Below are 21,909 nucleotides of genomic sequence, written 5' to 3' on the forward strand. Positions count from 1 at the left end.
CAACGCGACGGGGTTTTTCCTGTTCCCCTTGGATTTTACGTAACACGGGCAGCGCGCATGGCGAATACGCAGGGCCGGGCATCGGGTGGGCAAGGCGGTTTCTTCTCCCTCGGCCGCGTCGGTCTGGCGGTCGCGCTGGCGCTTCTGGTCGCCGCCTGTGGCCAGAACAAGGTCGCCGACAAGCCGCCCGAACCGGGCGACACGGCCGTGGCCCGCGTCAACGGCCAGGTGATCTGGGCCAGCGACGTCAAGCGTGAGGCCGTCGCCCAGGGGCTGATCAGCGAGGGCGAGCCGCTGGACATTTCCAGCGAGGTGTTCCGCCAACGCCTCGACGAAGTCATCGACCAGAAGCTGCTGGCCGCCGAGGCCATGAAGCGCAAGATCGACAAGGATCCGATGGCCCAGCGCCGCCTGGCGGCCGCGCGCGAGCGGATCCTGGGCGACATGCTGGTCGAGGGCGTGGTCGAGAAGGCCGTCACCGAGGACGCCATCCGCAAGCTCTACGCCGAGCAGCAGAAGCTCTCCAAGCGTTCTGAGGAGATCCGCGCCCGCCAGATCATCGTCGGCAGCCAGGCCGAAGCCGAAAGCGTCAAGAAGCTGCTGGCCACCGGCGCCTCGTTCGATGCTCTGGCCATGGAGCGCTCGACCGACCAGGCCACCCGCTTCAACGGCGGCGACCTGGGCTATTTCACCCTGGACGTGATGCCCGAGCCCTATGGCGTGGCCCTGAAGGACGCCCAGAAGGGCGCGCTGGTCGGCCCCTTCGCCGCCGAGGGCGGCTGGGTTCTGGTCCGGGTCGAGGACAAGCGCGTCGAGGAGCCGATCACGCTCGAGGCGGCCCGTCCGCAGATCGTGCGTTTCCTGACCTATGACCAGGTCCGCGACATCCTCGAGAAGCTGCGTGGCTCGGCCAAGGTCGAAATGCTGATCGGCAAGCCTCAGGACGCGCCCATGACCAGCGCCCAGGAGCCGGCTTCGGCGCCTGCGGACATTCCAGGCGGCCCGCCGGCCTCGGCGCCGCCTCCCGCTCAACCCGCCAAGAAGTAAGACGCGGTTCCGATGACCAAGACCCCCAAAGCCTCCGGCAAGAAGATCGCCGTGAAGGCGCAAGAGACCGCGTCCGGTCCCGTCGAGCGCGCGGGCGCCGCCATCGAGCGCGCCCTGGTCGATCCGCTGACCTCGGCCCTGAAGCGCGCGGGTCTGCGCCGCGCCCAGAAGAACGCCGGTGAAACCGCCTCGGCCGCGTCCGCGACCCCGGCGCCGGCCTCCAAGCCGGCTTCGGGCGGCGCGGGCAAGCCGGGCCTGGCCATCTCGCCCCTGGCCGTGCCGTTCCCCAAGATCCCGCCGATCGCCGGCGTCGAGATCGCCACCGGCCGCGCCGGCTTCTACAAGCACGAGCGCGAAGACCTGCTGCTGATGCGCTTCGCCGAGGGCACCTCGGCCGCGGGCGTCTTCACCCGCCACGGCGTGGGCTCGGCCCCCGTGGACTGGTGCAAGCGGCAGCTGGCCGCCTCGGGCGGGGCGGACGTGCGAGCGCTGGTCGTCAACGCCGGCTGCGCCAACAGCTTCACCGGCAAGCCCGGCGCCGACGCGGTGCGCCGCGTGGCCACGGCCGTCGGCAAGCGCTTCGACTGCCGCCAGCGCGACGTGATGATGGCCTCGACCGGCGTCATCGGCGTCATCCTGGACGACAGCAAGATCACCGCGCGCCTGCCGGAAGTGGAAACGCGCCTGACCGCCGACGCCTGGGCCCAGGCCGGCCGGGCGATCATGACCACCGACACCTTCCCGAAGGGCGCGTATGCGACGGCCGTCATTGATGGTGTGGAAGTCAAGATCGCGGGCGTCGCCAAGGGCTCGGGCATGATCGCGCCGGACATGGCCACCATGCTGGCCTTTGTCGCCACCGACGCGGCCATCGCGCCGGCGGCGCTGCAGACCCTGGTCTCTCTTTATACCCGCACGACGTTCAACTGCGTGACGGTGGACGGCGATCGCTCGACCAACGACACCCTGTTGCTGTTCGCCACCGGCCAGTCGGGCGCGCCCAAGATCAGCCGTCCGGGCGACAAGCGCCTGGCCGATTTCCGCGACAAGCTGGAGCACGTGCTGCTGGATCTGGCCCTGCAGCTCGTTCGCGACGGGGAAGGGGCGACCAAGTTCGTCAAGATCACCGTCAACGGCGCCGAGAGCCCCGCCTCGGCGCGCAAGATCGCCCGCACCATCGCCGAGAGCCCTCTGGTCAAGACCGCCTTCGCCGGCGAAGACGCCAACTGGGGCCGCATCGTCATGGCCGTCGGCCGCGCCGACGAGCCGGTCGCGCGCGAGAAGATCAGCGTCAAGTTCGGCGACCTCTACGCCGCCCGCGACGGCCTGATCTCGCCCGAGTACGACGAGGCCAAGATGAGCGCCTACGTCAAGAACCAGGAGTTCGAGGTCAGCGTCGACGTCGGCGTCGGCAAAGGCTCGGCCACGGTGTGGACCTGCGACCTGACCAAGCAGTACGTGGCGATCAACGGGGATTATCGGAGCTAGGGCTTAAAGCGCCCCCTCCGTCACGCGGCTTCGCCGCGCGCCACCTCCCCCGTTTCACGGGCGAGGAGGACGCGACCATCCTCCCTCGCGACGCGGGGGAGGTGGATCGGCGCCGATAGGCGGCGAGACGGAGGGGGCGCTTGTGCTAAAAGCCCCAACCAACCCGGAGCCTCCCCATGACCGACCTCACCCCCGACCAGGAAGCCGCCCAGCTGGCCAAGCTGACCGAGGTCTGCCGCGCGGCCGGCTATGTGGTCGAGGCCATCGATCGCGGGCTGGAGGTCTCGGGCGAGGACGACGAGGACGGCGCGTTCTACCTGCTGCCCGACCATGGCTGGGTGCAGGCGCGCTGCCTGGTGCTCGATCCCGAGGACCTCGATCAGGCCCGTGATCTGACGGCGCTGTTCGAAACGATCGCCCGCGTCCAGTTCCGTTTGATCGGCTGTCGTTTCGCCTATGACGCCGGATCCGGCCTGTGGCTGGTCGAGGATCTTTATCCCGGCTTCGACCTGGCCGGCGTTCCCGCCGTGCTGGAGCAGCTGACCTATGTCTGGGACGCGCTGGAGCCGCTGTTCGCCTCGGCCCTGCTGGGCGAAATCCCCGGCGAAGACGCCCTGGACGCCGCGTTCGATCTGGAAGCGGCCAGCCTCCCGAACTAAGCTTGGCCGGAAACCCCGCCGAAAGCGGAACCGCTCGCCTCGCGCGCCGTTCCTGATCAGTGTTTAGCTGGGTGGAGGGCGTGAGATGTCAATGAAACGATCAGTTCTGTTCGGGGCGATGGCCCTGGCCCTGGCGACGACTCCAGTGATGGCGGCCCAGGCGACCAAATCCCAGACCGCCAAGGAACAGTCCAAGTCCGACGCGTCCAAGACGCCGCAGGAGGCCGAGCCTGGCCGTTGGGACGACGCGCGCAAGAAGGCGATCGACATCGGCGCCCAACCGGCGCGCGATGTCGGCATGTCCAAGCGCGAGATCCCTCCGATCCTGCAGAAGGCCTATGACCACCCCTACAGCCTGGCCGGCCTGAAGAGCTGCAAGGCCCTGGCGGCCGAGGTCACCAACCTGAACGGCGTGTTGGGTCCGGACTACGTCGTCGGTAACGCCTACAAGGAAAACCGCGCCGGCAAGCTGGCCGAGGCGGGCGGCAAGACGATCATCAACAGCATCATCCCGTTCCGCGGCCTGGTGCGCGAAGTGACCGGCGCCGCGCCCGCCGACCGCCAGATGAACGCGGCGGTCGACGCAGGGTTGGCCCGCCGCGGTTTCCTGCGCGGCGTCCACCTGAAGCAGGGCTGCAAGACCAAGTTCTAGCGTTAAATGCCCTCGTCATCCCGGGCGGCGAAGCCGACCCGGGACCCAGGGGCGAGCGGCAGCGCGGCGGCCCCTGGGTCCCGGCTCTCCGCTACGTTGCGGCCGGGATGAAGCGCGATGTAAGTGGCGCGATCGCTTCACCGCAGATCCACCGACACCGTCTCCAGCACCGCGTTGTCGTCGAGGCGCCAGACCTTGACCACGTGACGGCCGGCCGAGACGTCGGGGAAGCGGGCCTCGACCGTGTGGACGTGGTTTTTCACCGCCTCGATCCAGGCCGCCTGCTCCGGACGGCTGGCCGCGCCGGGGGTGGGGATCAGGTCAGACTTCACCACCTGCATGGGGCCATCGTCGATCGAGATCCCGATCTTGATGCCGTCGCCGCCGGTCGCGTCCAGCGTGGGCGCGAGGGCCAGGCGCACCGTGGCCGGACCCGAGCGCGGAACCTGCACGCCGTACTCCAGCCGCACGCCGTCGGCGGCGGTGGTCGAGGCCCGGCCCTGCGGCAGGGCCAGGACCGCCTCGCCATGGCCCAAGCGCGGGACCACCGTCCAGGACAGGCCCTTGCCGCCGACCGCGCGGTCGAACTTGGCGGCCTCGACCGTGACGAGGTTCGGATCGGTCGCGCCAGAGCGGGCGAAGACGACCTTGGCCTTCAGCTTCTCCGGCGGAGTGTCGGCCGAGACGCGGGCGACGCTGGGCATGGTCTGCTGGGTCGGGTCGTTCCAGATCACATAGCTCATGTGGACCTGGTTCATCATGCCGTCCCACTTGCCGCCGTTCAGGGCGTGGTATTGGGCGGTCAGGTCGGTGTCGCGCTTGAAGGCGGCTTCGACCTTGTCGGCGAAGACGTTGGCGCGGGCGTCGTTGCGCGCCGAGAGGCGCCGGTTCCAGGCCGTGGCGTAGTACATCTCGTGGAGGTTGGCGAAGGCCGTCACCGGGTATTCGACCAGTTGGTAATAGGCGTCCTGCTGGTCGGGCCGCAGCTTGGTCTTGATCGCCGCGACCTTGGCGTCCAGCGCCCGCCAGCGCTCGACGATGTCGCCGAACTCTCCGCCGTCCAGCGGTCCGGCGCCGTTGTCGGGACCCAGCGGGAAGGTATCCTGGTCGATCAGTTCGGGCTTCCGCCGCGAGGCCAGGGTCTCGTATTCCGAGAGCGCCTCGCCGATCTCGCCGCCCAGCGCCGGGCCAAAGGTCTCGCCCGCCCAGTCGCGCGGGAAGGCGGCCAGGGCCTTGGGCGTCATGGCTTCCGGGTTCCAGGCCATGCGCAGGAAGAAGCTGAGCGGATACTCCATCGGCTTGATGTCGCCGACATTGACGATCCACAGGTTCCGCGCCTCGCGCTGGTAGGCCAGGTCCATCTGCTGCCAAACCTTGGCGACCTGGTTGGTGTTGATCCACTTGTAGTTCCGCGGACCGCCGACATAGTCGAAGTGGTAGTAGACGCCATAGCCGCCGGCGCGCGGCAGCTTGTCCTTGCCGGCCACCGGCAGGCGGCGGATCTGGCCCCAGTTGTCGTCGGCGAACAGCAGGGTGACGTCGTCCGGGACCCGCATGCCGTGGTCGTAATAGTCCTGGACCTCCTTGTAGAGCGCCCAGATTTGCGGGGTCTGATCGGCGGGCTTGCCGGTGACGTCGGCGATGATCTGGCGCTGGTCGGCGACGATCTTTTCCAGCAGCTGGGTCGCCGCGCCCTCGGCCATCGGCTCGTCGCCGTCGCCGCGCATGCCCACGGTCACGACGCTCTCGTAGGGCGTCCCATCGCCCTTCGACATCATCCGCTCGATGCCGCCGCGCCAGAAGGTCCGCAGGTTCTCGGCGTTGGTCGTGTAGTCCCAGCGCCCACCGGTCACGCCCTTGTCCTTGTTGCGATGCCATTCGTCCTGGGCGCGGGTCATCGGCTCGTGGTGCGAGCTGCCCATCACCACGCCCATCTCGTCGGCGATCACCTTGCTCTGGGGATCGTCGTCGTTGAACGCCTTGGGCGCCCACATGGCCGGCCACAGGTAGTTACCCTTCAGGCGCAGCATCAGCTCGAAGACGTGGGCGTAGGCCTTGGAATTGACCCCGCCGAACTTGGCCTTGGTCCAGCCGCTGAAGGCCGGGTTCTCGTCGTTGATGAAGAAGCCGCGATACTTGACGCGCGGGTGGTCGGCGCGGGCCCCGGCGGTCAGGAAGAGGTCGCTCTTGCGGGTGACCGGGACGTCGGCCCACCAGACCCACGGCGAGACGCCGATGCGCTCGGAGAGGTCATAGGCGCCGAACACCGCCCCGCGCCGGTCCGAGCCGACGATCACCAGGGCGCGCGGGATATTGGGGGCGGGGCGCTCGACCACCACCTGGCGGAAGCCCTCCCACTGGCCCTGAAGGTCCTCGACTTTCAGCTTGCCGGCTTTCACCAGGCCGTCGATCACCGGGCTCTGGCCCAGAACGCCGAGGATCACCACGGGGCCGTTGGCCTTGGAGAGGTCATCGAGCTTCACGGCCTCGCCGCCGCCGACGCGGGCGAGGTCGCCGCGCAGGCTGTCGGCGGCGTGGCGCACGGCGGGGTTGGCGTTGGCGTCGATATAGACGGCGGCCGGGCGGCCCTTCTGGATCAGGGCCAGGCTCGAGGCCTTGCCGGTGGCGCAGACGCTGACCGGCGTGTCGCAGGCGAAGGCCGCCGAGGCTGAAAAGGCGAGGACCAAGCCGCACGCCGCTCCCAACTTGAACCCGAAGTCCCTCACGCTTTCTCCCCGTTCGGCTGTTACCGTTATCATCTGACCAATAAGCCCTTTGGTCAGACCACATCAACCCTTAACGCGCCGGCCTTGTCGTCGCCGCGCAATCGCGCTCAACTCGCGCCTCGCAAGAGTTTCTGGGGGCGGGTTTGACCGAAGCGTTGATTGTAAAGGGCTTGAGCAAGACGTTCGCCAAGCCCGCGGTGTCGGACCTCGACCTGACGGTCCATGCGGGCGAGCTCTACGCGCTGCTGGGCCCCAATGGCGCCGGCAAGACCACCACCTTGCGGATGGTGGCGGGCCTGACCCAGCCGGACAAGGGCGAGGTCTCGATCTTCGGCGTCGACGCGCGCAAGGACCCCGCCGCCGCCAAGGCCCTGCTGGCCTGGGCGCCGGACGAGGCGATGATCTACGACAAGCTGACGCCTCTGGAATATCTGGAGTTCGTCGCCGGCCTCTGGAACATCGATCCGACAACCGCCAAGGCGCGGGCCGAGGCGTTGTTGGCCACGCTTGGGCTGACGGCCGAGGCGCGGCGGCGCTGCGAGGGCTTCTCGCGCGGCATGAAGCAGAAGGTCGCCCTGGCCGGGGCGCTGATCCACGAGCCGAAGCTGCTGATCCTGGACGAGCCGCTGACGGGTCTGGACGCCGCCGCGGCGCGCCTCGTCAAGGACATGCTGCAGGCCCGCGTCGACGCGGGCGGCACGGTGATCCTGACCACCCACATCCTGGAGGTCGCCGAGCGCATGGCCGATCGCATCGGCATCATCGCCGGCGGCCGTCTGCTGGCCGAAGGCACGCTGGACGAACTGCGCGGCAAGGCCGGCGAGGCCGTCGGCGGCGCATCCGGCGGCGGCACCCTCGAAGACATCTTCCTGCAGCTGACCGCCGAGGACGCGTAATGGCGCTGTTCAAGCCGGCCAGCACGCCCTGGCTGCTGGTCCACGAGCTGCGCCTGACCTGGCGCGGCGCCATGTCGGGACGCAAGCACGGCGCCGTCGGAAGCATCATCGCCTTCTCGGTGCTGGGGGTGATGATCCTGATCGGCGGCGTGTTCCTGGCCCTGGGCATGAGGGGACACGAGGTTCCGATCCAGCCGCTGTCGATCACGATCGCGGCGCTCGCCCTGGCGGTGATCCTGACCCTGATGCTGGCCAGCACCCTGGCCGGGGCGGCCGACGCCCTCTATGTGCGCGGGGATCTCGACCTTCTGTTCTCCTCGCCCTTGTCGCCGCGCAAGGTGCTGTTCGTCCGGGCGCTGGGCCTGGCGGTGTCGGCCTTGCTCTGGTTCCTGGTCCCGGCCGTGCTGCTGCTGACCCCGGCGATCGTGATGGGGCATCCGGCCTGGGCGTCCTTGTTCGTGGTGCTGATCGCCGCCGCGCTCGCGGCGGCCGGCGTCGGCCTGCTGCTGGCCATGGTCCTGTTCGCCCTGATCGGCCCGCGCCGCACGCGCACCGTGGCCCAGGTCATGGCGGCGCTGATCGGCGCGGCCTTCTTCCTGGGCAGCCAGTACCGCAACCTGATGGGGGAGAAGGCCAGCGAGAGCCTGTTCGCCCGCATCGCCCTCGACGCCAAGGAAGGCCGCCTGCGGCCGCCGCCCCTGGCCGACCTGCCGCTGCGAGCGGCGTTGGGCGAGCCTCTGCCGCTGCTGGCCCTGGTCGCGGTCGGGACGCTGATCTTCCTGCTGGCCGCCTGGACGCTGGGCCGCCGCTTCGCCGACGCCGCCGCCGCCACCCAAGGCGCCGAGACCCGCAAGGCCGCCGTCGGACCTGGTCGCGCCTTCGCCGCCGGCGCCTTCCGCGCGACGCTGCGCAAGGAGCTCCGGCTGATGGGACGCGACGCGGCCCTGCTGTCGCAGGTGCTGCTGCGGGTGCTCTACATGCTGCCGCTGGCCCTGGTGCTGGCCCGCAACGCCGCCCACCAGCCCGCCTGGATGCTGGCCGGCGGCGCGGCGGGCGTCGCCTTCCTGGCCGGCCAGGTCGCCGGCAGCCTGATCTGGATCACCGTCTCGGCCGAGGACACGCCCGACCTGCTGGCCCTGGCGCCGACACCGGTCTCGGTGCTGAACCGCGCCAAGCTGACGGCCGCGCTGATTCCGGTGGGCCTGCTGCTGGTCGTCCCGGTCGTGGTGATGGCGTGGTTCCAGCCTCTGGCGGGCTTCTGGACGGGGCTCGGCGCGGGCCTCACGGCCTGGGCGGCCGGCATGATCGGCATCTGGCGTCAGAAGCCGGGCAAGCGCGCCGACTTCCGCCGCCGGCGCGCAAGCTCGTTCCTGGCGGCGCTCGGCGAGCTGGCCGTGACCATGCTGCTGGGCGCGGCGACCGCCCTGGCCGTCGCCGGCTGGCTGGTCTGGGCCGTCCTGCCCCTGATCGTGGCCGGCGCCCTGATGATGGCTCTGCGGCGCACGGAAGAGCAGATCTCCGCGGCCCTGCGCGCGGCGGCCATGGCCTAGGCGGCCGGCCGCTCAAGCCTCCAGCAGCGCTTGGATCTGGCAGACGACGCCGGTCGGGTGGAACTCGATCGTCGCCGAGCCGGACAGCTCCGCCGCCAGGCCGCGCTCGATCAGGCGCGAGCCGAAGCCCCGCTGGGCCGGCGGGGTCACGGGCGGACCGTCGCGCTCGCTCCAGGTCAGGTGCAGACGTTCGGCGCCTTGGCCGGCCGACACGTCCCAGGCGATGCGGACACGCCCGGCGGGCGCGTTGAGCGCCCCGTACTTGATCGCGTTGGTCGCCAGCTCGTGCAGGGCCATCGACAGCGACAGAGCGGTCTTCGGCGAAAGGCGCACGGCCGGACCGCTCAGCTCGAAACGATCCGCGCCGCCGTGCAGCGCCGCCAGGCGCTCGGCCACCTTGTGCAGGTCCGCGCCTTCCCAGTTCTCGCGGGTCAGCAGGTCGTGGGCCTCGGCCAGGGCGACCAGGCGATCGGCGAACGCCTCCTTGGCCTGGGGCAGGGAGTGGGCGTCGGTGAAGCTCTGGGCGGCGATGGCCTGGATGGTGGCCAGGCTGTTCTTCACCCGGTGGTTCATCTCGTTGACCAGCAGGCGCAGGTGCAGCTCGGCGCGCTTGCGGTCGGTGACGTCGACGGCCGCGCCGACGAACCGGACCGGGTTCCCATTGGGGCCGAAGAACACCTTGCCCTTGGCGTTCAGCCAGCGCTCGACGTGGTCGTCTCGGCCGATCACCCGGTACTCGCTGGCGTAGTCGGCGCGGATCGCGGGATCCATGGCGCGCGCGACGGCGTCGCGGACCCGGTCCGCGTCGGCCGGATGCACGTAGTCCAGGGCCGCGCTGATATCGGGCGGCTCGCTCAGGTCCACGATGCCGAACATGGCGTAGACGCGGTCCGACCAGACCAGGTCGCCGGTCTCGATATTGTAGTCCCAGGTGCCGACGTCGGCGGCGTCGATGGCCAGGCGCAGGGTTTCCTCTTGGCGCAGCAGCCGGTCGATCGCCTCCCGCCGCTCGGTCACGTCCGAGACCACGCCGACGAAGCGTACGCAGACCCCCCGCTCGAAGAAGGCGCGGCCGAAGACCTCGACCCAGCGTGTGACGCCGTTCTGGCGGACGATCCGGTACTCCAGGTTCATCAGGCCCGAACCGTCCGGATCGACGGCCGCCGCCACCGCCGCGCGCACGGCGGGCAGGTCGTCGGGATGCACCGCCTTCTCGAAGATCGACGTGGAGGGCGGGGCGTCGGGCGGGATGCCGAAGATCGTGCGCGCGCGCGCGTCCCAGTAGCGCAGGCCCTGCGATGGATTGTGGTCCCAGCGACCCATGCCGGCGGCTTGGGCCGCGAGGTCGATGTCGACGCGGGCGGCCTCCAGCGCGGCCTCGACCGCCTTGCGCTCGGTGATGTCGATGATGACGCCGGTGTTGCGGGCCGGCTTGCCGTCAGCGCCGAGATACGAGCGGCCGCGCGTATAAATCCAGCGGATCGAGCCGTCGGGCTGGACCAGCCGGTATTCCTCGGAAAAGCCGCCCCCGGTCTGCAGCGAGGTCTGGGCGGCGACCGCTATCCGCTCGACGTCGTCGGGATGAACCGCTGGCGTGAAGGCTTCGACGGGCAGGCCCGCGGCGGCGAGTTCGGGCACGACGCCGTGCAGCTCGGCGTAGCGGGCGTCGGCGTAGACCTTGTTGGCCCGAACGTCCCATTCCCACGCTCCGACCACGCCGGCGGCCTCGCGGGCGAGCTCGTAGCGCTCCTCGGCGCCGCGCAGCTTCTGCGTGGCCTTGACGGTTTCGGTGATCTCGACGGCGCTGATCAGCACGCCGCCGACGCCGTGGGGGGCGGAGGCGTCGGGAACGGGGCTGTAGCTGATGGTGAACCAGGCGGTCTCCTGGCGGTCGGTCCGCATCAGCTTGAACGACAGCTTTTCGAACACGAACCCGCGGCTGGCGCCGCTCAGGAGGTCGGCGTAGAGCGCCCGCGTGGAGGCCTGGAAGTCCGCGGACGTGTTCTTGAACAGCACGCCCAGATATTCGGGATGTCGCTCGCCCAGGGCCGGCGCATAGGCGTCGTTGTAGAGCAGGACCAGTTCTGGGCCCCAGCGCAGCGCCATGGGCAGCTGCGTGGCCAGCACCATGTCGACGGCGAACTTGAGGCTGGGGGACCAGGTCTCGATGGCGCCCAGGGGCGTGGACGACCAGTCGAACGCGCGCACGCGTTCGGCCATCTCGCCACGGGCGAGCATCGTCAACCCAGGCGCGGCGACGGACCCGCTCCCGCCCATTCAGTAGCCCCCCGATCCGGCTCGTCAGCCGGCCTTAAAGCGAGGGGCAAACCCTATAGCGGTTGCTGTTGCCCGGGCCTGCAACAAAAGGTCGCAGGCCCGGCTATGGAGGGTTTAGTCGATCGGCGACCAGCGCTTCTCGGCGGGAGCCGCCGGACGCTTGGGACCGCGGAAGCCGTTTCCGCCGCCGGCGGCCTTCTGGCCCTGCGGCTTGCCCTGGCCTTGGCCGCGACCTTGACCCTGGGCCTGAGGGCCCTTCTGGCCGCCGCCGCCATTGCGAGCGCCGCCGTTGCGGTTGCGCTTGCGGCGCAGCTCGGACGGCACGTCGTTGCGCGGGTCGGCGCGGCGCGGGTCCACGTACTTTTCCGCCGGAACCAGCTTGTCGGCCACGGCCGCGGCCGCCGCCAGCTGCTTGTCGTTGCGACGGTCGAAGGCCGGGATCGTCTGGCGGGTGGCCTTCTGGATGTCCTTCAGCAGGTTACGCTCGTCATCGGCGCAGAAGCTGATGGCGATGCCGTCCTTGCCCTTGCGCGCGGTGCGGCCGATCCGGTGGACATAGGCCTCCGGCACGTTGGGCAGCTCGTAGTTGATCACGTGGCTGACGTCGTTGACGTCGATGCCGCGCGCGGCGATGTCGGTCGCCACCAGGGCCCGCATCTCGCCGGCCTTGAAGGCCGCCAGGGCGCGCTCGCGCTGGCCTTGGGTCTTGTCGCCGTGGATCGAGGCGGCCTCGATACCGGCGGCGTTCAGATACTTGGCCACCCGGTCGGCGCCGCGCTTGGTGCGCGTGAAGACGATGGTGCGCGAGAAGCTGCTATCGGCGAACAGCTCGGCCAGCAGCGGACGCTTGCGCTGGGCCTCGATGAACAGGACGCGCTGGTCGATACGCTCGACCGTCGTGGCCTGCGGCGCGACCGAGACCTGGACCGGGTCCTTCAGCAGCTCGCCGGCCAGCTTGCCGATTTCGCTGGGCATGGTGGCCGAGAAGAACAGGTTCTGGCGGTTCTTGGTCAGCTGGCTGGCGATCTTGCGGATCGGCACCACGAAGCCGAGGTCCAGCATCTGGTCGGCTTCGTCGAGCACGAAGATCTCGGTGCCCGAGACGATGGCCGACTTTTCGGCCATGTGGTCCATCAGGCGGCCGGGGGTGGCGACCAGGACGTCGATGCCGCCGGCCAGGGCCTTCATCTGCGGGCCGTACTTCACGCCGCCATAGATGGTGTGGACCGACAGGCCCATGTGGACGGCGTAGGCCTTGAAGTTCTCGGCGATCTGGGTCGCGAGTTCGCGCGTCGGCGAGAGCACCAGGCAGCGGAAGCCGCGGCGCGGGGCCGGCTTACGGTCCTCGGCCAGGCGCTGGAGGATGGGCAGGGCGAAGGCGGCGGTCTTGCCGGTGCCGGTCTGAGCGATGCCCAGCAGGTCCTTGCCTTGCAGCACCACCGGGATGGCCTGGGCCTGGATCGGCGTCGGCTCCTTGTAACCCTTCTCGGCGAGGGCCTTCAGCAGCGGCTTGGCCAGGCCAAGGTCAGCAAATTGAGTCACGTGTGTTTCGTCTTTTCATGCGCCGAACGCAGCCCATGCGTCCTCGCACGGCTGGCCCCTCGGCTGGTCGTCGGGGAGCGCCCCGCGTGCACGGGCGATCTAATGAGAAGCTCTTCAGGGCGCTCGACAGGCTGGTCCGAAAGGGGACCCTCACGCGGCTGGAGCACCGATAGCGCCAAGGTGGCGCAGGCGTCGTATCGGTTATCCCAGTGGGAAAGTCAAGTTTTGGGCGCGGCCAGTTCCTCCCCCGCGACGCGGGGGAGGTGGCCCAGAGGGTCGGAGGGGGCCAGCTAGGCCTTTACGGCGCTTGCCCCCTCAGTCGCTGCCGCGACAGCTCCCCCGCATCGCGGGGGAGCATCTTGTCACCCTACGCCGCGGGCTTGGCCTTGGGGGCCACGTCGAAGATCTTGTGCACGATCTTCCAGCCGTCCGGGGTCTTCAGCAGCTGCATGTAGTCGGTCAGCACGGCGGTCGGGTAGTCCAGCACGATCTTGGCGCTGGCGGCCGAGCCGGTGATCGAGATCGACTCGATCCAGCGCTTGCGCTGGGCCTCGTCGGCGGCGGGCTTGCCCGAAGCGCCGCCGATGTACTCGTCGTCGGAACGCTGGACCAAGGCGTTGTCGCGGATCCACATCAGCCGGCTTTCGTCGTGGAAGGCCTGGCGGAATTCCTTGGGATCGCCGGTGGCGTGGCCGGCCAGATAGTGCTCCAGCACCGCGCGCACGGCGGGTTCCTCGGGATTGGCGGCCTGGGCCAGGGCCGGAGCGGCGGCGAGCAGGGTCGTAACGGCGGCCAGGGCCGCGATCGTGTGGCGCATGATGGTGTCCCTCCCAATAGCGAGAGGAGTTACAGGGGTGATTGCGGCGCCGATGGGGCGAGCCGCCTCTTGCCAGTGCGCGCCCACCGCGCCAAACCCGGCCCATGAGCAAGCCCATCGTCCTCGTCGCCGCCGCCGCCCTGATCGATGTCGACGGGCGGGTGCTGATCTGCCAGCGCCCCGAGGGCAAGCAGCTGGCCGGCCTCTGGGAGTTTCCCGGCGGCAAGGTCGAGGCCGGCGAGACGCCCGAGCAATGCCTGATCCGCGAGCTGGACGAGGAACTGGGGATCAAGGTCGCCCAGGCGTGCCTGGCGCCCTTCGTCTTCGCCTCGCACACCTACGAGACCTTCCACCTGTTGATGCCGCTCTACCTGCTGCGCCGCTGGGAAGGGCAGGTGACCCGCAAGGAGCACGCCGGCCTGGCCTGGGTGAAGCCCGACAAGCTGGCCGACTACCCCATGCCCCCGGCCGACGAGCCGCTGGTGGCGTGGCTGCGGGATGTGCTGTAGGCGCTCACGTTTCCAACAGGCCCGTCATTCCCGCCCTTGTGGCGGGAACCCCTGGTTCAGCCCGCAGGTGCGGCGCAAGCGGACCGCTGGCGGTCCGCCCCTTCCTCACCTGCGGCGGATAGAGAGGTTCCCGCCACAAGGGCGGGAATGACGGAAAGATTTATAGGTTGGGAGCTTACGACCCGGCCTTGTCCCCCGCCGGCTGCTCCTTCACCCCCAATGCATCCGCCAGCCGCATCTTCGCCGAGCCCGGCCGCAGCGGCTTCTGCTGGCTCTCGTGCGGGGCCCAGCCGGTGACCGAGACGATCTCGAAGGTCGCGGGGACCTTGCCGTCGGGCTCGGCGAAGCGCTCGGCATAGAGCTCCATGGCGCGAAACAGCACCTTGCGGGACAGCGGCTTGCGCGAGCGGTCCAGCAGCACGCTGGTCTCGCCCATGGCGCGCAGGTCCTGAAGCAGCTTGATCGGGTGCGAATACCGCACCTTGACCCGGTCGACGTCGGCGACGGGCAAAGCAAAACCGGCGCGTTGCAGCAGGCCCGCCGCGTCGATGGCGTCGGCGAACGGCGAGACGCGCATGGACGCGCCATCGGTCAGCTCGGACTCGGCGGCCAGCAGGCATTGGCGGAGCTCGGTCAGGGTGGCCCCGCCGAAGATCGCGCCGACGAACAGGCCGTCGGGCCGCAGCGCCCGGCGGATCTGGATCAGGGCGCCTACGAGGTCGTTGGTCCAGTGCAGCGACAGGGTCGAGACGATCAGGTCGAGGGTCGCGTCGCCGAACGGCAGGCGCTCTTCGTCGGCCACGACGCGCAAGGTGTTCCGACCGCCCAGCATCCGCCCCGACAGGTCGGCCTCGATCAGGGTGTCGATGTTGGCGCGGGCGTCGCTGGCGTCCAAGGCTTTGAAAAAATGGCCGTTTCTCGCGCCGAGGTCGACGGCGACCGGAAAGCGTCGCAGGATCGTCTCCAGCCGCATGACCACGTCTTGCGCCGCCCGTTCCTTCAGGAAGTCGGCGGCGGCGTAGTCGGGCGCGGCGCGGTCCAGGCGGGCCCGGTGCAGGGCGCGGTCGAACAGGAGGGGCGAGGCGGTCATGGGCGCGGAACATGGCGATTTGCGATCGACATGGAAAGCCGCGCCGTCCCGGGCGCGTCCGTTTTTCGCCGAGCTGGGGCGCGGCGTGCTGGACCTGCTGCTGCCGCCCGCCAGCCTGGACGGCGAAATAGCCCTGACCGGCGGACTTTCGGCCAGCGCCTTTTCCAAGGTGACCTTCCTGGACGACCCGGTCTGCGACGGCTGCGGCCTGGCGCAAGCCTATGAAGCCGAGACGCGCTGCCCGGCGTGCCAGGCCAAGCCTCGGGCGTTCCAGCGGGCGCGGGCGGCCTGTGTCTATGACGAGCACTCGCGGGAGCTGATCCTGAAGCTGAAGCACGCCGACCGCACGGACCTCTCCGGCCTGTTCGCGCGCTGGCTGTCGCGAGCCTCGGCGGACCTGCTGGCCGAGGCCGACGCGGTGGTTCCCGTGCCGATCCACCGCGCCCGGCTGCTGCGCCGCCGCTACAACCAGGCCGCCGAGATCGCCCGGCCGTTGGCCCGGATGGCGGGGCTGGCCTATCTGCCCGACGCGCTCACCCGCAAGCGCGACACCGCCAGCCAGGGCGGCAAATCGGCCTCGGGCCGCCGCCGCAACGTCGCGGCCGCCTTCGCCGTGCCGCCGAGCAAGCGCAAGCTCGTGGAGGGCCGGCGGATCGTCCTGGTCGACGACGTTCTGACCACCGGCGCCACGGCCGAGGGCTGCGCGCGGGCCCTGCTGGCGGCCGGCGCGGCCAGCGTGAGCCTATCCGTCGTCGCCCGCGTTACAGAAGGCCAAGCGCGTCCTATATGAGGACGTCGGAACACCTACGAGTCAGAGCATGGCCAAAGTCACCATCTACACCCGTCCGTTTTGCGGCTACTGCGCGCGCGCCCTGGCGCTGCTGAGCGAGAAGGGCGCGGACTTCACCGAGATCGAGGCGGGCATGGATCCGGCCCTGCGCCAGGAGATGATGCAGCGTTCGGGCCGCAGCACCTTCCCGCAGATCTTCGTCGGCGACCAGCACATCGGCGGCTGCGACGACATGATGGCCCTGGAAGAGCAGGGCAAGCTGGACCCGCTCCTCGCCGCATGAGCGCGCAGGGGGGCATGCTTCGGGTCGGGCTGATCCAGACGCGCACGCCGGCCACGCACGCGGCCGCGCTGGCGCATGTCGCGCCGCTGGTGCGCCAGGCGATCGGCGAGGGCGCCCAGTTCGTGCTGACGCCGGAGTGCACGAACGTCCTGCAGAAGGACCGCGCCAAGCTGCTGCCCACCCTGACCGCGCTCGAGGACGATCCGGTGGTCAACGGCCTGCGCGCGATCGCGGCGGAGACCGGGACCTGGATCGATGTCGGCTCGGCTCTCGTGCGGCGCGAGGATGGAAAGGCCGCCAATCGCCAGGCGGTCATCGACCCGAGCGGCGCGATCGTGGCGACCTACGACAAGCTGCACATGTTCGACGTCGACCTGCCCACCGGCGAGACGGCGCGGGAGTCGGCGACCTATACGCCCGGCGAGCGCGCGGTGGTCGTCGATACGCCGGCGGCCAAGATCGGCCTGACCATCTGTTATGACATGCGCTTTCCGGCCCTGCACCGGGCCCTGGCCCTGGCCGGCGCCACGGTGATCACGGCCCCCGCCGCCTTCACGCGTCCGACCGGCGAAGCGCACTGGGACGTGTTGCTGCGGGCCCGCGCCATCGAGACGGGCTCGTTCGTGATCGCCGCCGCGCAGGGCGGCTTCCACGAGGACGGCCGCGGCACGTGGGGCCGCTCGATCGCCATCGGGCCGTGGGGCGAGGTGATCGGAAAGCTTGACCACGACGAGCCCGGCGTGCTGATGGCGGACCTCGATCTGGCCGCCGCCGACAAGGCGCGCGCCGCGATCCCCGTGCTCAAGAACGCCCGGCCTTTCGTCGGGCCGTAAAGGGTCCCATCTTTAGTCGATGATCAGGTACGCGCTTCAGTGCGATCAGGCTCACGCGTTCGAGGGCTGGTTCGGCTCGTCGTCAGACTATGACGACCAGGCCGCGCGCGGTCTCGTCGAGTGCCCGGTCTGCGGCTCGCACGGCGTCTCCAAGCAGATCATGGCCCCCGCCGTGGCGGGCACGAAGGCCCAGCGCGCCACGCCCGCGCCAGACCCGAAGATGCGCGAGATGATGATGGCCGCCATAGGCGAGGTCCGCCGGCACGTCGAGGACAATTTCGACTATGTCGGCGACGCCTTCGCCAAGGAGGCCCGCGCCATCCACGAGGGCAAGTCCGAGGAACGCGGCATCTACGGCGAGGCCTCGCCCACCGAGGTGAAGGCCCTGGTCGAGGACGGCGTGAAGGTGGCGCCGCTGCCGCCGGGGCCGCCGAAGAAGACCGAGGTGAACTAGGCGGCGCGCGGCGAACCTTGGCCGACTCTGGTGTGTCTCGTTAGACTGCCACCGGTCGTTGAAAGGCGCTCCGCGATGAATGAACGGTCCCAGACGCTCACCGAGCGCGAGAAGGAGACGCTGCGGCTGCTCCTGGCGGGCCACGACGCCAAGTCGGCGGCCGCCGCGCTGGGGCTATCCGTGCACACGGTCAACGAGCGCCTGCGCGAGGCGCGTCGGAAGCTCGGCGTCGGCAGCAGCCGCGAGGCGGCCCGGACGCTGGCCCGCGCGGAAGGCCCAAATTTCTTGGGGGACAAGCAATTGGGGGTCGCCCAGGCCGCCGCCCCAGGCCCAGAACACCGCCCGTCAGATCAACGCCGACGCTTGGGGTCGCCCCTCGTCTGGCTCTCTGGAGGAATGGTGATGATGCTCGCGATGGTCGCCGCGGTGGCGATGACGATGGCTCCGCACGGCGACGGCAAGGCCAACCCCGCCAAGACGCCGGTGGCCTACGCCGCCGCCGATACGGCGTCGGACAAGGCTGGCGTGGATTCCGCCGAAGCCTGGACCAAGCTGCTGGACCAGCAGCGTTGGGGCGATAGCTGGAAGGCGTCGGGAACCCTCTTCCAGTCCAAGATCGACCAGGCGCGCTGGGCCGCCACCGCCCAGCCCCTGCGGCAGCGACTGGGCGCGGTGTCCTCGCGCTCGGTGAAGAGCGTTTCCAGCGCCACGACGCTGCCGGGCGCGCCCGATGGCCAGTACAAGATCGTCCAGTTCGCCACCGCCTTCGCCAGCAAGCCCGACGCCATCGAGACGGTGGTGCTGGCCAAGGAAGGCGCCGACTGGAAGGTCGACGGCTACTTCATCCGCTAGAACGCGCCGCGAGGCGGGTCTCGCCCTACCGGCAGTCCGGCAGGGCGACGCTGGTCTCGGCGCCCGCGTAGCGCACGTCCTGGACCTTGCCGGTCGGGACGCAGACCACCTTCAGGGGCTGCACCGGCTTCATGCCCGGATAGCGACCCTCGCGCGCGCTGAGGCGCAGGGTCCTGGCCGCGTCGTTCCAGGTCAGCAGGGTCGTGGCCCGCTCGCCCTTCTCGTAGGCGCGGCCGTCGCCGGCGTCGTCATAGAGCTCGAAGCGGCCGTCGCGGCCCGGATAGATCCGGATCTCCAGGGGCTCCTGGCTGGGCTGGTCGGCGTAGCTGACCACCGGTCCCAGCGGCAGGATCGTCCCCGCCGGGACGTGGACCGGGATCGTGTCGATGTCGGCCTTGACCGCCAGGACCTTGCCGCCCGTGAGCTTGGCGCCCGTCCAGAAGTCGTACCAGTCGCCCTTGGGCAGGTAGATCGTTCGCAGGTCGGCGCCTGGCTGGACCACGGGGCTGACCATCAGGGCTCGGCCGAACATGTATTGGTCGGCCAGCCGCAGCGCGTTCGGATCGCTCCGGAAATCCATGACCAGGGGCCGCATCATGGTTCCCGACCGCTGGGTCACCTCCCAGGCGGTGGAATAGATGTAGGGCAGCAGGCGATAGCGCAGCTTGTCGTAGGCGATCAGCCGCGCCTGGGTCTCGGGCTTGAAGTCCCAGAGCGCCTTGCCCTTGCCCGTGCCGTGAACGCGGAACATCGGGTTGAAGACCCCGAACTGGTACCAGCGGGTGAAGAGCTCGGCATAGGCGGGGTCCTGGGGATCGCCGCCGAAGAAGCCGCCGATGTCGGCCGACCAATAGGGAATGCCGCTGGCCGAGAAGTTCAGGGCCGCCGGGATCTGCTTGGCGAAGGTGTGCCAGTCGCCGTTGACGTCGCCCGACCAGGTGATGGCCGCGTTGCGCTGCTGACCGGCATAGGCCGAGCGGGTCAGGATGAAGGCGCGCTTGCCCGGCATGTCGCGACGCATGCCGTCGTGGACCGCGCTCGTGTGCAGCAGGGGATAGCTGTTGAAGGTCTCCGCGCCCGGACCGGCGGCGGTGGTCAGGGCCGCCATCTGGCCGGGCTTGCCGCCCAGCTCGGCCTCGGAGCCATCTAGCCACCAGCCATCGAAGTCGTATCGGCCCAGGTTTCGCATGATCTGGTTCCAGTAGATCTCGCGGCCCTTGGGCGACCAGGCGTCGTACCAGCGGCCCTCGCCCGCTGGATAGACGTTGGGATAGGCGGGCTCGAACAGGGCGCCGGCCTTGCGCAGCTCGTCATGGTTGGCGGTGGTCAGGTCGAAGCGCGGCCAGACCGAGATGATGATGTGGGCGTTCAGGTCGTGGACCGCCTTTACCAGGCCGGCCGGATCGGGGAAGCGCTTGGCGTCGAACTGGTGACTGCCCCAGCCGCCGGGCGCCCAGTACTGCCAGTCCTGCACGACCGCGTCGAACGGGACGCCCATCTGGCGGTAGCGCTGGACGATCGACAGCGTCTCGGCTTGCGTCTCGTAGCGCTCCTTGGATTGCCACAGGCCCCAGGTCCAGCGCGCCATCAGCGGCGCCTGGCCGGTCAGGCCGCGATAGCCGGCGATCACCTGGTCGATCTCGGGGCCGACGATCAGGTGATAGTCCACGCCGCCGCCGGCTTCCGAGGCGAAGCGCAGGCTGTGGGCGTACTGAGGGCTGGCGACGTCGACCCGGGTGGTCGCCGGGTTGTTCCAAAGGACGCCATAGCCGCGCGAGGACACCGCCATCGGCACGGCGACGTCGGTGTTGATCTGCTGCAGCAGGACGCTGGATCCGCGATAGTCCAGCTGGCCGGCCTGATGCTGTCCCAGGCCGTAGATCGCCTCCTGGGAGTCCAGCTCGAAGCGCTGGACGGAGGGACCGGCGTCCGTGTCGCTGGGTCGGGCGCGCGTCACCCGCTGGCCCTTGGCGTCGAGCACCTGAAGCTCGCCAGAGGCCCGGTCGACGACGACCTGGAGGGTGGGGGTCCTCAGCGTGACCTTGTCGGCGCCGGTCTCCAGCGTCCAGTCGACCTTCCCGGGCTGGGCGATCACGGCGGGATTGTAGTTTCCGGTCCAGGCGGGGCTCTTCGAGAAGCGGACCCGCACGATATTGTCCGACCACGGGTCCAGCCGCAGGACGCCGTCGGTCAGGCGGATCTCGACGCCGGTCGCGGTCTTTCGGACGGCGGCCTCCTCAACGGCGACGCGCGCACGGGCCAAGGCCGGACTGGTCTCGCAGACAGCGAACGCCGCCGCCATCAGCGCCATCAACCCGATCCCGCTCGCCATGGAACGTCGCATGCCGTCGCCTCCCTCGATGTCGGGCGGCCGGCTGGTGCGGCAAAAATACTCCGACAATTGTCGTACGATTGCCCGGTCTGGCGGCGGTCGTAAAGAGGGCGCGTGGTCTTAGGCGGCGGCTAGGGCGCGACGGGCCGAGCCGGTGGGAACTCGATTTCGCCCGCATAGCCTGCGCGACGGGCGCGTTGGGCCAGGTCGTCGAGCTGGGCCTGGGGCAGGGGCCGTCGCGCGTAGAGGAAGACCTTCTTCCGGTCCGGCGAGGCCGAGATGAACCAGGCGCCGGCCGGATCGGTCTCCACCACCTCGTAGCGCCAGGTCACGAACGGCAGGTAGCTCACCTTCAGGCGGCGGTTCACGCCCGGATCCTCGATCACGCCCTTGCCGCGGATAGCCTTGCGCTTGCCGTCGACGCCGCCCTTGCGGCAATCGTCCTCGACGTCCACTCGCCGCTCGTCGAGGCGGGTGTAGGTCGTCGAGCCCGCCACGCAGCCGTCGGTGATCCACATCGGCGTGCGGCCAAGCTCCAGCCAGACGCCGGAATAGTGGTTGGCCGCGTCGAGGGGGAGCTGCCGGGGCTCGGCCGGGCTCCCAGCGGCGAGGGCGAGCGCGAAGGCGACAACGGCGAACGGCGTGCTGGTCATGGCGATCTCCTTGTCCAACGCTACGGACCGGACGGGCTGGCGGACGCCTGAGACGACGCGCTGAAACGAGAAAGGGCGCCAAGCCCTTCGGCCTGGCGCCCTTGTCTTCGACCTAGGCCTCTCGATTACCGGCGATAGCGGTACTCGTAGTGGCACTTCTTCTTGCCCTTGCCGATCTCGTGGCCGGCGACCGCGCCGACCGCGCCGCCTAGCAGGGCGCCTTCGGTCTTGTTGCCGCGGCCGGCGACGGTGTTGCCCAGCAGGGCGCCGCCCAGGCCGCCGATGATGGCGCCGTTCTTGGCCTTGGACTTATTGCAGACCAGGACGCGATAGCGTTCGCGCGACTGGGCGTCGGCGGCGGTGACGGCCACGCTGCTGGCGGTGAAGCCGACGACGGTGGCCAGGACGAGTGCTTTGAGACGGGGGCGCATGGCGGCTCTCCGGTTGTTATTGTCTAGA

General features: G+C 69.7%; 20 protein-coding genes and 2 pseudogenes. 12 read left to right on the forward strand and 10 right to left on the reverse strand.

Features of this window, described 5'->3' with window-relative positions; translation table 11 throughout:
• Positions 1–57 precede the first annotated feature (57 nt).
• Together CSEG_RS04345 and argJ are read left to right on the forward strand one after the other, a co-directional pair.
• Positions 58–1,047, forward strand: coding sequence for a peptidylprolyl isomerase (locus tag CSEG_RS04345; RefSeq protein ID WP_013078044.1), 990 nt, complete (start codon positions 58–60; stop codon positions 1,045–1,047).
• A 12-nt stretch (positions 1,048–1,059) separates the two neighbouring features.
• Complete coding sequence (argJ, locus tag CSEG_RS04350; protein ID WP_013078045.1) at positions 1,060–2,535, forward strand: bifunctional glutamate N-acetyltransferase/amino-acid acetyltransferase ArgJ; 1,476 nt, start codon at positions 1,060–1,062, stop codon at positions 2,533–2,535.
• On the opposite strand, the pseudogene CSEG_RS23700 reads toward argJ, so the two are convergent.
• Positions 2,513–2,676 (reverse strand): annotated as a pseudogene (locus CSEG_RS23700) (hypothetical protein); the annotation flags it as partial. The gene argJ and the pseudogene CSEG_RS23700 sit on opposite strands and share 23 nt — an antisense overlap.
• Positions 2,677–2,711: 35 nt before the next feature.
• On the opposite strand from CSEG_RS23700, the gene CSEG_RS04355 reads away from it, so the two are divergent.
• Positions 2,712–3,194: a hypothetical protein gene (locus CSEG_RS04355; RefSeq protein WP_013078046.1), complete on the forward strand. Its 483-nt coding sequence runs from the start codon at positions 2,712–2,714 to the stop codon at positions 3,192–3,194.
• A gap of 85 nt (positions 3,195–3,279) precedes the next feature.
• Positions 3,280–3,846, forward strand: coding sequence for a hypothetical protein (locus tag CSEG_RS04360; protein ID WP_013078047.1), 567 nt, complete (start codon positions 3,280–3,282; stop codon positions 3,844–3,846).
• A 137-nt stretch (positions 3,847–3,983) separates the two neighbouring features.
• Here CSEG_RS04360 and CSEG_RS04365 read toward each other — a convergent pair whose 3' ends face one another.
• On the reverse strand, positions 3,984–6,533 hold the full coding sequence (locus CSEG_RS04365) for a glycosyl hydrolase 115 family protein (RefSeq protein ID WP_227878885.1): 2,550 nt from the start codon (positions 6,531–6,533) through the stop codon (positions 3,984–3,986).
• Between the two features lie 170 nt (positions 6,534–6,703).
• Here CSEG_RS04365 and CSEG_RS04370 point away from each other — a divergent pair, with 170 nt between their 5' ends.
• Positions 6,704–7,468: an ABC transporter ATP-binding protein gene (locus CSEG_RS04370; protein WP_041538185.1), complete on the forward strand. Its 765-nt coding sequence runs from the start codon at positions 6,704–6,706 to the stop codon at positions 7,466–7,468.
• Entirely contained in the window at positions 7,468–9,018 is a 1,551-nt protein-coding gene (locus CSEG_RS04375) for a hypothetical protein (protein ID WP_013078050.1), read from the forward strand. Before CSEG_RS04370 ends, CSEG_RS04375 begins: the two co-directional genes overlap by 1 nt.
• Positions 9,019–9,030: 12 nt before the next feature.
• On the opposite strand, the gene CSEG_RS04380 is transcribed toward CSEG_RS04375, so the two are convergent.
• From CSEG_RS04380 to CSEG_RS04390, 3 genes are all read right to left on the reverse strand, one after another.
• Entirely contained in the window at positions 9,031–11,256 is a 2,226-nt protein-coding gene (locus tag CSEG_RS04380; RefSeq protein ID WP_227878886.1) for a sensor histidine kinase, read from the reverse strand.
• A gap of 153 nt (positions 11,257–11,409) precedes the next feature.
• On the reverse strand, positions 11,410–12,837 hold the full coding sequence (locus tag CSEG_RS04385; RefSeq protein ID WP_013078052.1) for a DEAD/DEAH box helicase: 1,428 nt from the start codon (positions 12,835–12,837) through the stop codon (positions 11,410–11,412).
• Between the two features lie 367 nt (positions 12,838–13,204).
• Positions 13,205–13,654 (reverse strand): nuclear transport factor 2 family protein, encoded by a 450-nt coding sequence (locus CSEG_RS04390; RefSeq protein ID WP_013078053.1) that lies wholly within the window; start codon positions 13,652–13,654, stop codon positions 13,205–13,207.
• A 104-nt stretch (positions 13,655–13,758) separates the two neighbouring features.
• On the opposite strand from CSEG_RS04390, the gene mutT reads away from it, so the two are divergent.
• Positions 13,759–14,163 (forward strand): 8-oxo-dGTP diphosphatase MutT, encoded by a 405-nt coding sequence (gene mutT / locus CSEG_RS04395; protein ID WP_013078054.1) that lies wholly within the window; start codon positions 13,759–13,761, stop codon positions 14,161–14,163.
• 24 nt (positions 14,164–14,187) lie between these two features.
• Here mutT and CSEG_RS23170 read toward each other — a convergent pair.
• Together CSEG_RS23170 and CSEG_RS04405 are read right to left on the reverse strand one after the other, a co-directional pair.
• A pseudogene (locus CSEG_RS23170) lies at positions 14,188–14,319 on the reverse strand (hypothetical protein); the annotation flags it as partial.
• 19 nt (positions 14,320–14,338) lie between these two features.
• Complete coding sequence (locus CSEG_RS04405; protein WP_013078055.1) at positions 14,339–15,253, reverse strand: methyltransferase domain-containing protein; 915 nt, start codon at positions 15,251–15,253, stop codon at positions 14,339–14,341.
• Here CSEG_RS04405 and CSEG_RS04410 point away from each other — a divergent pair.
• The 5 genes from CSEG_RS04410 to CSEG_RS04430 all read left to right on the forward strand — a co-directional run bounded on the left by CSEG_RS04410 (position 15,252) and on the right by CSEG_RS04430 (position 18,465).
• The gene (locus tag CSEG_RS04410) at positions 15,252–16,043 is read left to right on the forward strand and encodes a ComF family protein (protein ID WP_041538186.1); all 792 of its coding nucleotides are present in this window, start codon (positions 15,252–15,254) and stop codon (positions 16,041–16,043) included. The genes CSEG_RS04405 and CSEG_RS04410 overlap by 2 nt on opposite strands.
• Before the next feature lie 28 nt (positions 16,044–16,071).
• Positions 16,072–16,326 (forward strand): glutaredoxin 3, encoded by a 255-nt coding sequence (grxC, locus tag CSEG_RS04415; RefSeq protein ID WP_013078057.1) that lies wholly within the window; start codon positions 16,072–16,074, stop codon positions 16,324–16,326.
• A 14-nt stretch (positions 16,327–16,340) separates the two neighbouring features.
• Positions 16,341–17,159, forward strand: a complete 819-nt coding sequence (locus CSEG_RS04420; RefSeq protein WP_083778452.1) for a carbon-nitrogen hydrolase family protein — start codon at positions 16,341–16,343, stop codon at positions 17,157–17,159.
• A gap of 19 nt (positions 17,160–17,178) precedes the next feature.
• The gene (locus tag CSEG_RS04425) at positions 17,179–17,613 is read left to right on the forward strand and encodes a DUF1178 family protein (protein ID WP_013078059.1); all 435 of its coding nucleotides are present in this window, start codon (positions 17,179–17,181) and stop codon (positions 17,611–17,613) included.
• A 75-nt stretch (positions 17,614–17,688) separates the two neighbouring features.
• Positions 17,689–18,465, forward strand: a complete 777-nt coding sequence (locus CSEG_RS04430; RefSeq protein WP_013078060.1) for a helix-turn-helix domain-containing protein — start codon at positions 17,689–17,691, stop codon at positions 18,463–18,465.
• A 25-nt stretch (positions 18,466–18,490) separates the two neighbouring features.
• On the opposite strand, the gene CSEG_RS04435 is transcribed toward CSEG_RS04430, so the two are convergent.
• The 3 genes from CSEG_RS04435 to CSEG_RS04445 form a co-directional block, all read right to left on the reverse strand.
• Positions 18,491–20,809, reverse strand: a complete 2,319-nt coding sequence (locus CSEG_RS04435; protein ID WP_013078061.1) for a glycoside hydrolase family 31 protein — start codon at positions 20,807–20,809, stop codon at positions 18,491–18,493.
• 119 nt (positions 20,810–20,928) lie between these two features.
• The gene (locus CSEG_RS04440; protein WP_013078062.1) at positions 20,929–21,450 is read right to left on the reverse strand and encodes a lipocalin family protein; all 522 of its coding nucleotides are present in this window, start codon (positions 21,448–21,450) and stop codon (positions 20,929–20,931) included.
• A gap of 125 nt (positions 21,451–21,575) precedes the next feature.
• Entirely contained in the window at positions 21,576–21,881 is a 306-nt protein-coding gene (locus CSEG_RS04445) for a glycine zipper 2TM domain-containing protein (protein WP_013078063.1), read from the reverse strand.
• Positions 21,882–21,909: the final 28 nt, after the last annotated feature.

The organism is Caulobacter segnis ATCC 21756, from assembly GCF_000092285.1.
Taxonomy (GTDB): Bacteria; Pseudomonadota; Alphaproteobacteria; order Caulobacterales; family Caulobacteraceae; genus Caulobacter; species Caulobacter segnis.

Excerpts from the sequence above, each read along its gene's own strand:
- mutT (WP_013078054.1), top strand. The coding sequence starts at position 13,759 with ATGAGCAAGCCCATCGTCCTCGTCGCCGCCGCCGCCCTGATCGATGTC.
- CSEG_RS04420 (WP_083778452.1), top strand. The coding sequence starts at position 16,341 with ATGCTTCGGGTCGGGCTGATCCAGACGCGCACGCCGGCCACGCACGCG.
- CSEG_RS04410 (WP_041538186.1), top strand. The coding sequence starts at position 15,252 with ATGGGCGCGGAACATGGCGATTTGCGATCGACATGGAAAGCCGCGCCG.
- CSEG_RS04390 (WP_013078053.1), bottom strand. The coding sequence starts at position 13,654 with ATGCGCCACACGATCGCGGCCCTGGCCGCCGTTACGACCCTGCTCGCC.
- argJ (WP_013078045.1), top strand. The coding sequence starts at position 1,060 with ATGACCAAGACCCCCAAAGCCTCCGGCAAGAAGATCGCCGTGAAGGCG.
- CSEG_RS04445 (WP_013078063.1), bottom strand. The coding sequence starts at position 21,881 with ATGCGCCCCCGTCTCAAAGCACTCGTCCTGGCCACCGTCGTCGGCTTC.
- CSEG_RS04430 (WP_013078060.1), top strand. The coding sequence starts at position 17,689 with ATGAATGAACGGTCCCAGACGCTCACCGAGCGCGAGAAGGAGACGCTG.
- CSEG_RS04360 (WP_013078047.1), top strand. The coding sequence starts at position 3,280 with ATGTCAATGAAACGATCAGTTCTGTTCGGGGCGATGGCCCTGGCCCTG.
- CSEG_RS04435 (WP_013078061.1), bottom strand. The coding sequence starts at position 20,809 with ATGCGACGTTCCATGGCGAGCGGGATCGGGTTGATGGCGCTGATGGCG.
- CSEG_RS04380 (WP_227878886.1), bottom strand. The coding sequence starts at position 11,256 with ATGCTCGCCCGTGGCGAGATGGCCGAACGCGTGCGCGCGTTCGACTGG.
- CSEG_RS04440 (WP_013078062.1), bottom strand. The coding sequence starts at position 21,450 with ATGACCAGCACGCCGTTCGCCGTTGTCGCCTTCGCGCTCGCCCTCGCC.
- CSEG_RS04345 (WP_013078044.1), top strand. The coding sequence starts at position 58 with ATGGCGAATACGCAGGGCCGGGCATCGGGTGGGCAAGGCGGTTTCTTC.
- CSEG_RS04375 (WP_013078050.1), top strand. The coding sequence starts at position 7,468 with ATGGCGCTGTTCAAGCCGGCCAGCACGCCCTGGCTGCTGGTCCACGAG.
- CSEG_RS04425 (WP_013078059.1), top strand. The coding sequence starts at position 17,179 with ATGATCAGGTACGCGCTTCAGTGCGATCAGGCTCACGCGTTCGAGGGC.
- grxC (WP_013078057.1), top strand. The coding sequence starts at position 16,072 with ATGGCCAAAGTCACCATCTACACCCGTCCGTTTTGCGGCTACTGCGCG.
- CSEG_RS04355 (WP_013078046.1), top strand. The coding sequence starts at position 2,712 with ATGACCGACCTCACCCCCGACCAGGAAGCCGCCCAGCTGGCCAAGCTG.
- CSEG_RS04405 (WP_013078055.1), bottom strand. The coding sequence starts at position 15,253 with ATGACCGCCTCGCCCCTCCTGTTCGACCGCGCCCTGCACCGGGCCCGC.